The 8,483-nt window shown below is 66.9% G+C and carries 8 protein-coding genes and 1 pseudogene; 3 read left to right on the plus strand and 6 right to left on the minus strand.

Annotation, left to right across the window (positions count from 1 at the left end; translation table 11 throughout):
- Positions 1-392 precede the first annotated feature (392 nt).
- The 3 genes from ACFV9M_RS41325 to ACFV9M_RS41335 all read right to left on the minus strand — a co-directional run bounded on the left by ACFV9M_RS41325 (position 393) and on the right by ACFV9M_RS41335 (position 2,233).
- Complete coding sequence (locus ACFV9M_RS41325) at positions 393-1,229, minus strand: protein kinase (RefSeq protein ID WP_385079392.1); 837 nt, start codon at positions 1,227-1,229, stop codon at positions 393-395.
- A gap of 76 nt (positions 1,230-1,305) precedes the next feature.
- Positions 1,306-1,746, minus strand: coding sequence for a glycine-rich domain-containing protein (locus ACFV9M_RS41330; RefSeq protein WP_385079394.1), 441 nt, complete (start codon positions 1,744-1,746; stop codon positions 1,306-1,308).
- Positions 1,747-1,990: 244 nt separating this feature from the next.
- A complete protein-coding gene (locus ACFV9M_RS41335) occupies positions 1,991-2,233 on the minus strand; it encodes a hypothetical protein (RefSeq protein ID WP_385079397.1) in 243 nt (80 codons plus the stop codon).
- Positions 2,234-2,347: 114 nt separating this feature from the next.
- Here ACFV9M_RS41335 and ACFV9M_RS41340 point away from each other — a divergent pair, with 114 nt between their 5' ends.
- Positions 2,348-3,691, plus strand: coding sequence for a hypothetical protein (locus ACFV9M_RS41340; RefSeq protein WP_385079400.1), 1,344 nt, complete (start codon positions 2,348-2,350; stop codon positions 3,689-3,691).
- Here the strand turns inward: ACFV9M_RS41340 and ACFV9M_RS41345 are convergent.
- On the minus strand, positions 3,669-4,202 hold the full coding sequence (locus ACFV9M_RS41345) for an NUDIX hydrolase (RefSeq protein WP_385079403.1): 534 nt from the start codon (positions 4,200-4,202) through the stop codon (positions 3,669-3,671). The genes ACFV9M_RS41340 and ACFV9M_RS41345 overlap by 23 nt on opposite strands.
- 363 nt (positions 4,203-4,565) lie before the next feature.
- Here ACFV9M_RS41345 and ACFV9M_RS41350 point away from each other — a divergent pair, with 363 nt between their 5' ends.
- Positions 4,566-4,775 carry a hypothetical protein gene (locus ACFV9M_RS41350; RefSeq protein ID WP_385079406.1) on the plus strand — a complete coding sequence of 70 codons (210 nt, stop codon included), beginning with the start codon at positions 4,566-4,568 and terminating at the stop codon, positions 4,773-4,775.
- A gap of 91 nt (positions 4,776-4,866) precedes the next feature.
- Here ACFV9M_RS41350 and ACFV9M_RS41355 read toward each other — a convergent pair whose 3' ends face one another.
- Both ACFV9M_RS41355 and ACFV9M_RS41360 read right to left on the minus strand, forming a co-directional pair.
- Positions 4,867-5,334 (minus strand): hypothetical protein, encoded by a 468-nt coding sequence (locus tag ACFV9M_RS41355; RefSeq protein WP_385079409.1) that lies wholly within the window; start codon positions 5,332-5,334, stop codon positions 4,867-4,869.
- 733 nt (positions 5,335-6,067) lie between these two features.
- Positions 6,068-6,553: pseudogene (locus tag ACFV9M_RS41360) on the minus strand (tyrosine-type recombinase/integrase); the annotation flags it as partial.
- Between the two features lie 561 nt (positions 6,554-7,114).
- On the opposite strand from ACFV9M_RS41360, the gene ACFV9M_RS41365 reads away from it, so the two are divergent.
- Complete coding sequence (locus ACFV9M_RS41365; protein WP_385079412.1) at positions 7,115-7,531, plus strand: hypothetical protein; 417 nt, start codon at positions 7,115-7,117, stop codon at positions 7,529-7,531.
- Positions 7,532-8,483 lie beyond the last annotated feature (952 nt).

Raw genomic sequence — 8,483 nt, forward strand, 5'->3', positions numbered from 1 at the left:
GCCGCACACCGAGCGCGGCAACCGGGTGAACAACTGCACACACGGGGTCAAAACTCACCGACCCCAAAGGGGTCCAGGTTCAGAGACCGCCGACAGGCGGGTGCTCGTTCGGCGCACCCGCCGCCGTGGCTGACTTTCGGTGGCTGAGGCCAGAACCGTGGTTTCGTCGGCCGTGCTGCAAGGGTCATCCTCTCCAACTCGACAACAGGAGAACGGGGTTGTGGTCGCACCCGCGTTCGGGCACGCCGACCGCCCCGGTACCATCGGCACCGGGGTCCTGATCAGGGCTTCCACGACCGGACCACCCGGAATGCTGTCCAGGCTGAGGGGTGGTCCGGTCTCTTGTTGTCGGTCGCCGCCGCTCAGGGGTGTGCGGCGAGCGAGTTTCGGGATCAGCTCAGGGCTTTGCCCACCTCGTAGATCGTCGGCCGGTCCTCCGGGGCGTGGCTGAGCATCGCATCGATCAGTTCGCCCAGCTCACCGGGTGCCTTCACGGGGCGACGCCTGCCGTTCGCCACGGCTTCTCTCTGCTCGGCCCGGGGAGCGTCGTCCGGGTACTCGACCGCTCGCCAGCCGGTGGCGGAGATGAGCAGGGAGGCGCCGAGGGCGTAGACGTCGGCTTCCTGCGTCGGCTCGGCTTCCCCCGTGTCGAGCACGCTGCGGGAGATCTCCGGTGCTTCGTAGTGGACGAGGCAGCCGCGGAACGGGAAGTCGTACCCCTTGGGCACCTGTCCACCCTGGGCAAGGGCCAGGTCGATCAGGTGCGTCCGCTCCGGTCCGATGATGAAGTGCGCCGGCTGCACGTCACCGTGTGCCCACCCCTTCGAGTGAAGTTCGGCCAGGGCTTCGACGCACCCCAGCGCCGCACTCGTGTGGGGGGTGATCGACGAATCCGGCCTGCGGCAGGGCTCCCACAGCCGGTAGAGGTCGGGGCCCTCACGCCATGGCTGGAAGTTCCACGTGCCGCTTTCCCACTCGCCGTAGGCGATCTCGTCGAAGCCGAGGCGATGGAGCACGGCGCCCTCACGCGCGGGCGCGAGAGCGGTCCAGGGCTGGGCGGACCAGTCGGCCGTGGCCTCGATCGGGTAGCCGAGCTTCACGGCGTAGTGCCCTCGAGGCCCCTCCACCTCCCAGATCGTGGAGCCCCGACGATTGATGACCAGGTGTTGCGTCGTGGGCATGAGCGCGTCGAGCACCACGATCGGCAGTTCAGGGGTCGAGCCGGACACCGTTCTCTCTTCTCCTTCCGGGTGAACGCGGCCGGCCGTGAGCGGAGGCCGGCCGCGTTCCTGTTGTCGGGTGCTCTTACTGGCCGTAGGGACGGCCGCAGTCCGAGTCGCACTGCGCGAGGTTCTCGCCGTTCACGGTCCACAGGTCGTCGAAGACCACGAACCCGGCCGCCTTCACGGCGCGAGCCGAGGCCGTGACCATCTCCGGGTCACGGGGGCCTCCACCCGGCTTCGGGTTGTGGTGCAGGAAGCGGCCCGCGTACCGCTCGCACAGCCGCGCGTACTCCTTCGTGTGCAGGATGAGCGCGTGCAAGCCCAGGTCCACGTCGTCCGACGGGACCATGGGGACGGTGGCCGTAGCCGCCGTGACCACGAAGGCCACCGCCTGGTCCGCGATGCGCTCGGCACGCTCGGGCGTCTGCCCGTCGTGAACGACCACGAAGTGGGCGAGGCTCTCGAAGAGGTCCTCACCTGCCACCGCGCGACCGGTCCTCTGGTCGTTCGCCGTTGCCGTCATGTGCAGTCTCCTTGTGTGAGGTGGAGCGTCGCACTTGCTGCCCGCCCCGATCACCGAGCCCGGTTGGCGGGCGATCGAGGAGGGCTGGAGGCCGGCCCCGGACGGGGGCGGGGAGCCGAATACGGAACCCGTCCGGGGCGGCCGGTCTAATGGCTGATGCCGAGGGCCATGCCGATCACCAAGCCGCACGAACCACTGATGCAGATGATGAACAGGACCCCGGCGTATCGGCCGACGGCGCGCATCACAGCCCGACCCGGCTGTCGTCGTTCCGCGCGGCCAGGCGTGCGCTCAGTTCCTCTCGCGCGCTGAGCGACACCACGTCGTCAGGCATGGCGTCCCACTCCCTGCCGCCCTGTATCGGCCGCATCTGCACACGACCGCCGACTTCACCCATGACGACCCCGATGCGTCCGTTGGTGCTGTCCTTCGCCAGTGCACCGATGCCTGGTCGGGTCTGCTGATTGCTCGCCATGCAGAGGAGCATCGCGATTCAGGCACCCCCGCTAAAAGGTCAGGCTGATTACCCAACTTGGGTAACATCGCCGGAAGTAGAGAATCGGCGACGTTCCGTAGCCCTGGCAGTGTGGGAGCCAGTCCGATGCCCGACGCATCCCGGCCGCAGGAGTTACCTGCCAGGCTGCTCACCGATCCCGAGATGATCGACGCGTGTCGGGTACGCGACTTCGCCAGAGTCTTCCGGCTGGTCAAAGTCCGGGCGGGTATCTATCCGTCGATGATCGCCAGGCGCTGCGAGCTGACACCCAGCCGAGTCGGCGAGGTCATCGCCGGTCGTCGCCAGTTGCTGCACATGGACGTGATCGAGCGCATCTCAGACGGCTTGCGCATCCCCGGAGGCATGCTCGGTCTGGCCCGCCGCCCCTGGGAGACGCCGCAGGCTCTCGCTGTCGCCGAGCGGGAGACGCCGCAGGAGGACCAGGAGCCGGAGCAGCAGCCACCCGCTTCTCTCCCTGGGCCGGACGTCGACAGCATCCTTGCGTTGGCGACACGGACCAGCCTCAGCACAGCCACGCTCGAAGCCTTCCGATCCTCGATCGAGGACTACTGGCGACGAGATGACCAGCACGGAGGCGAGGCCCTGCGGCCGGCCATCGTCGGCCAGCTTCGCTACGTGGTCGGACTGCTGAAGGAGAGCCGGCCGCCGTCCATTCAGAACGGGCTCTACGGGATCGCGGCCGAGCTGGCACGCCTCACTGGCTGGACCTACTTCGACGCCCGCCAGTACAGCCAGGCCCGCGCGTACTTCACAGAGGCCCTCCAACTGGCCAAGGAGATCGACGACCGGCAGTTCATGGCCAACGTCCTGGCCTGCATGAGCTTGCAGGCGACCTACCAGGACAAGCCCGCGGATTCTTTGGCACTCGTGACCGCCGCCCAGGACCAGGCCCGCTCAGCGCTCGGCACCACGCCGCGCGTCCTGTCGATGCTGTCCATGCGTGAAGCCTTCGCCCATGCCACTCTTGGCAACCGGACGTCGACTCACCGGGCGCTCGCCGAGGCGCACCGCCAGTTCGAGCAGATCCAGGTGCGTGACCCAGACCCGGCGTGGGTGGCCTACTTCGACGAGCCGAAGCTGATCGTGGACACGGGCATTGCCCACGGCCGCCTGGGCGAGGCAGCGACCGCGGAACCTCTGATCGCGGATGCGCTGCGCCGGGAAGACCGCACCAACCAGCGCGGCCGCGCCTTCCACGCGTTCTGGCTGGCCCGTACGCAGCTGGACCAAGGCAAGCTCGACCAGGCATGTAGTACCGCGACGCAGGCCCTGGAATCCGCGTCGGCAGTGGCCTCCGAGCGGGTGTCAGGCCATCTCAGGGAGTTCTACGACCAGTTGGCCCCCCACAGGCAGGAGCCCGTAGCCCTGGCCTTCGAGGCACGGCTACGGGCAGTCCTCCCACCGGTCAGCGGATCGCCTCATCCATGAGCAGGTAGAGGAGGCCGACGAGGGATCCGCTGCTGACGATCTCGCGGCGGTCGATCATCCCGCGGATCTCGCTGAGGGGTATCCACTCGATGCGGTCGGACTCGTTCTTCTCCGTAGGCGGGCCGACGTAGGTGGCGCCGTCCGCGCGGAAGACGTGGTGCTGCGAGTCGGTGATGCCGTTGGCCGGCTCCGCGTAGATCAGGGGCTTGATGGGCCCGGGCCGCCAGCCCGTCTCTTCCAGCACTTCACGGGCCGCGGCCTCTTCCGGGGACTCGCCCTCTTCGACCAGGCCCATGGGGAGCTCCCAGGCCCACGAGTCCGTGATGAAGCGGTGCCGCCACATCATCAGCACCTCTTGCCGGTCGTTCACCACAGCGGCCACGGCCAGGTGCCGGAGCCGAACGACGTGGTACTCCCACCTGCGCCCGTCAGGCTGTTGGACGTCGACCAGACACAGATTCACCCACTTGTTGGTGTAGATCTGGCGCTCACCGTGGGTCTTCCACTCCATACCTGCGGCCCCTCTCGATCGGTCTCCAGGATCTCAGACCGATCCGGCGAGGGTGCGGGTTCCGGTTTTTTTCTCGTCATCCTGACGAGATGCTGCCGACGGCAGTCAGCCAAGACGGCGGTTGCGCCGACTGGCCACGCATGTGTGTGCCTCACTGCACCCTAACCGCGCCTCAGGCGCACTTCTCGGGTCCCCAGAGTCGTCGTCGGTCGTCATTGGTCACTGTCGAGCGGCCTCGGACGGCCCAGGTCCGGGCGGGCCACCGCGTGAGGCACAACGCATGTCACGCTCTCACTGGCCCTGGGTGCCCTGCGGCAGCAACCTTGTTGCCCGGTGAGCCACCTATCGGCTTCGATCGCGGCCATGACCAATGGCGCCGCAGTCGACGTTGCCGACGAGCAGATCCTCAGCAACCAAATCATCCGGGGACTCAAGACACTCCGTGATCATCTGGGCTGTTCGATTCATGAGGCCCTGGATGTCTTTGCCGCCAGGTACGAGGTACTGAGGGCGGAGCGCCCGGGCGACTTCGTATGCGGTCATGACGAGTACTGGGCCGGCTTCTACTCGTGAGGGTGGGGCAGCCGCTGATCAGGCTTGGTGTCAGGAGCACTCAGCTTGGGAAGCTGCGATCATGTCAGGGCCTCGGGACTCCCTTGACGAGCTAAATCTGATGGAGCCAGGCCACCACGAACACCGCCCCGCCCGCACACGCCAGCAGCGCGGTAGGCAGTACCCAGACGCCGATTCGCTCACCGCGCACCAACCGCGCGCCAAGCCGATCGTTTATACCAGCGATGGACCAGAGCAAGGCCATGGCTGCGACAGCAATGGGTAAGCCGACCGCGAAATGCGCTACCCACGCCCCAGCGCGTGTCGGCCCGCCCCAGGAGGTGTCGTAGGGCCCCTGGTCGACCAGCCCATATAGCACTCCACGGGCGATGAAGAGAAGCTCAACGCCAACGGCGACCAGCGACAACGCGCCAAGGAAGATTCCCATCACGGCGTGCACCAGCCTGCGGACAGACAGTGAATGGCGATCCGTCAGCATTACGCATACCTGGGCCAGGCTGAGTGGCAGCAGCACTGCCGCACGTCCGATGTCCGTAGCGATCGGTTTGATCGAAGTCATGCCATGACGCTATGCCGCTGATCACGGTCCAGCGTCCTGCCGTGGGAGCACCTACACCCTGACGACCGGCTCGGGGTCCCCCTACGGCCCCCTCGTACTTTCTATCGGCGCACCAGCCACAATTGATCACGTCGCCCTCGCGCCCAGCGGATGATGCGCGGACAAATTTCTGTCCGCGGCGCACCGCTCACCCCGGTTCCCATCCCATCTGCCGTCGACCCACACACCGTGGAGCAGGCGCCAGGTGCCGTGTCTGCTCGGCTCTGCCTGGGGCGATGGCGGCCGGGCTGGAGCGGGGCGGAGGCAGGAGCGCTGGCCTGGCCGGGGGCCGGGCCGCGCGCGGTGAGCGGAGCGAGCCGCCTTGAACCAGCAGGGAAGGTCGTAACTCGTCGGAAGCCTTCGTCAGAGCGTTCTGCCCGAGGCTGGTGACTCTGCCGAGGCTGGGATGGGCGCGGGCGCGCGGCTTCAGCCACATCCGATCTGACGGCAATTCTGACGGCAACGTCGGTACACGGAGGCGCACGATCACCAACCCGAGCGATCAGGACTTGGGACCGTGGGCATACCTCACGGGCTGTTGCCCGATCCTACGGATCAGAAGGTTGCAGGTTCGAATCCTGCCGAGTGCACACAGGTCAAAGGCCCCGCCGGTTCGCCCGGCGGGGCCTTTGGCATCAACGGGTGACATCAACGCCTACGTCGGTCGCAGCGACGACGTCCTCAAGGCACCCGATTACAAGATCTCGTCCTTGGGATCATCGGCCAACGTGTCGTCCATCCGATCAGCGGCGGCCTTGAGCGTCGTACTCATCACGTGCGCGTAGGTGTCCAGCGTCATCGTGATCGTGCTGTGCCCGAGCATCTCCATGATCGTGCGAGCGTCCACGCCCTGCGCGAGCAGGAGAGAGGCGCAGGTGTGCCGAAGATCGTGCACCCGCACGCGTCGCACGCCGGCGGTCCGGCACAGGATGGTGAGCATCCGGTTCAGACCGCGCGGGTCCGTGACGCGGCCGGTCGCCGTGGTGAAGATCAGACCGTCGGGTTGTCCCGGCGTCGGCTGCCACTTCTTCCCCGCGACCATGCGTTCGCGCTCCTGCTGGGCTCGGTGCTCTGTGAGGGCTTGCATGCAGCGCTTCGGGAGGGACACCGTACGGATGGAGCGCATGGTCCTGGGGCTCCCGAAGATCAGCTCACGGCCGATGCGCTGGACGTTCCGCCGGACACGTAGCTGACCGTTCGTGAGGGCGACGTCCGATGCTGGTACCGATCAGCAGTCCCGCCCAAGTCGCTTCGGGACAAAGAGGTCATCGCGCAGGGTGCCACCTATCCGCTTCCGCCGCCGCGCCTTGCCCTGGTCGACGGCCGACAGTGTGGCTCAGGCCGGCGGGGGCGCAGCGAGGCACACGCTCTGCCCCCAGACCTGGCTGTTGCCTCGATCCGCACCCGCTTACGCGTCGTCCCCTTCGCTCGGCGCAGGGGCGCCGGTGCCGCTCTTCTTATCTGGCTCCGACGCCGGCGCAGCGGTGATGCCGCTGCCGCGAGCGCGCAGCTTGTAGTAGAGACGGGTTCCGGCGATGCCCGCACCGGCGACGGCGGCGCCGATGAGGACGCCCTGTCCGCGGTAGAAAAGCCCGTAGTGCTGCGGGCCCGCCTCGCTTCCCGGCTTCCTTGGTCGATTCCGTAGAGACGCTGGTCACGCGTTGCCTCGCATTGCTTCGCTCATCAAGGGGAAACAGGAAGGGGATGAGGGCCGGTGGGGGCTTCGGAGTGGGATTACTACGTGCCGTACCAGGAAGACCTGAACGCTGCGCTTCAGCAACTGCGGCGTGAGGTGTTCGAGGCAGGGGACTACTACTGGGTCAACGGCGGCGACTGGCGGCCGGAGGAGGAGCGAGAGCCTCGTCCGCGATCGCTGGAGGAGCTGTGGGATGACGAGTTGGTGCATGAGGCCGGCACGCACTCGATCCTGGATGTCTTCCGCGTCGTGGGACCTGACGACACGCCGGACTACAACACCGTGGAACCTGTGACGGCCGAGGAAGCGCACAAGCTGCTGGGGACGGACAAACTGACCCGGGCGCATGTCAAGGACTTCGACGTCTTCCCCCGATCTCGATGGATCGGACGATGCGCGGTGCTGCACGACGACGAGGGCAACCCTCAGGAGATCCACTTCTGGGGCCACTCAGGCGACTGAACCACAGGCCCAGCGCGCAACCGGCTGACATCCACGCCTGACATCGACGAGCACGTACGCCAGCGCACCCGAGCACTCAACGGCGACATACACCAGCCCGCTCGGGGCCCTCCCTCGTAAGCGGTCGGCGATCGAACTCCTGAAGCGGTGATCCCGAGGAACGCGGTTACCCCCGACCTTGCACTTCGGCATGGCTGCTTCATAGGCGCCGAAGTGGGGCCCGGACTCCTTCCAGGCCGGGCCCCACACCTCATGGGCCAGTAGTGCGCGTCGAGGCCTCGCGGATCAGGGGCCACTCAGCGCTGTGGTTCGTTCGGCGTTGGTCAAAGCAACGAAGAGAGCCACCTCAGCAAGGTCTCGAAAACAGCCCTGGCAAGGCCCCCGAGGACGGCGGCCAGGACCTGCCTGCGGAGCGGCGAGTCCACCGGCCGGGCATCTTCGGTGCCCTTGCCTGACTGCTTCCGCGTTGCGAGGCGGCCCCAGAGTTTTGGCGTGCGCATGACACTTCCTTACGTATGACGGCGTAGCCGTGCCCCGCGACAGGCGGGTGTCGAATGAAGTGCCGTGAAGATAGAGCGGCGAATACCAAGCTCCGCAACCGTGGACTGACCTGCGGAAATGGCTTGAAGGGCGACGGGCCTGGCAGATTTATGGGCTAGCCCGTCAAGCACCGCTAGGACCCCCCTCCCGTGGCCTGCGTCACTCTGTCGTGCCCGGTTGAGCGAGCACGAGCGATGTCAGCACCCCGGACGGTCATGCGCCCAGTGGGGAAGCACCGCCCCGCCCAAGTTGCTTCGGGACTGTCGGCGGTCTCTGAACCTGGACCCCTTTGGGGTCGGTGAGTTTTGACCCCGTGTGTGACTCTGTTGCTGAATTCGTCAGCGGGCGAGTTGGTGGCTGAGGCGCTCGAGTCGGCTGGTGCGAGGCTTGCGTAGTGGGTCGGTGGTCCACC

It is taken from the genome of Streptomyces sp. NPDC059895, from assembly GCF_042731035.1.
Taxonomy (GTDB): Bacteria; Actinomycetota; Actinomycetes; order Streptomycetales; family Streptomycetaceae; genus Streptomyces.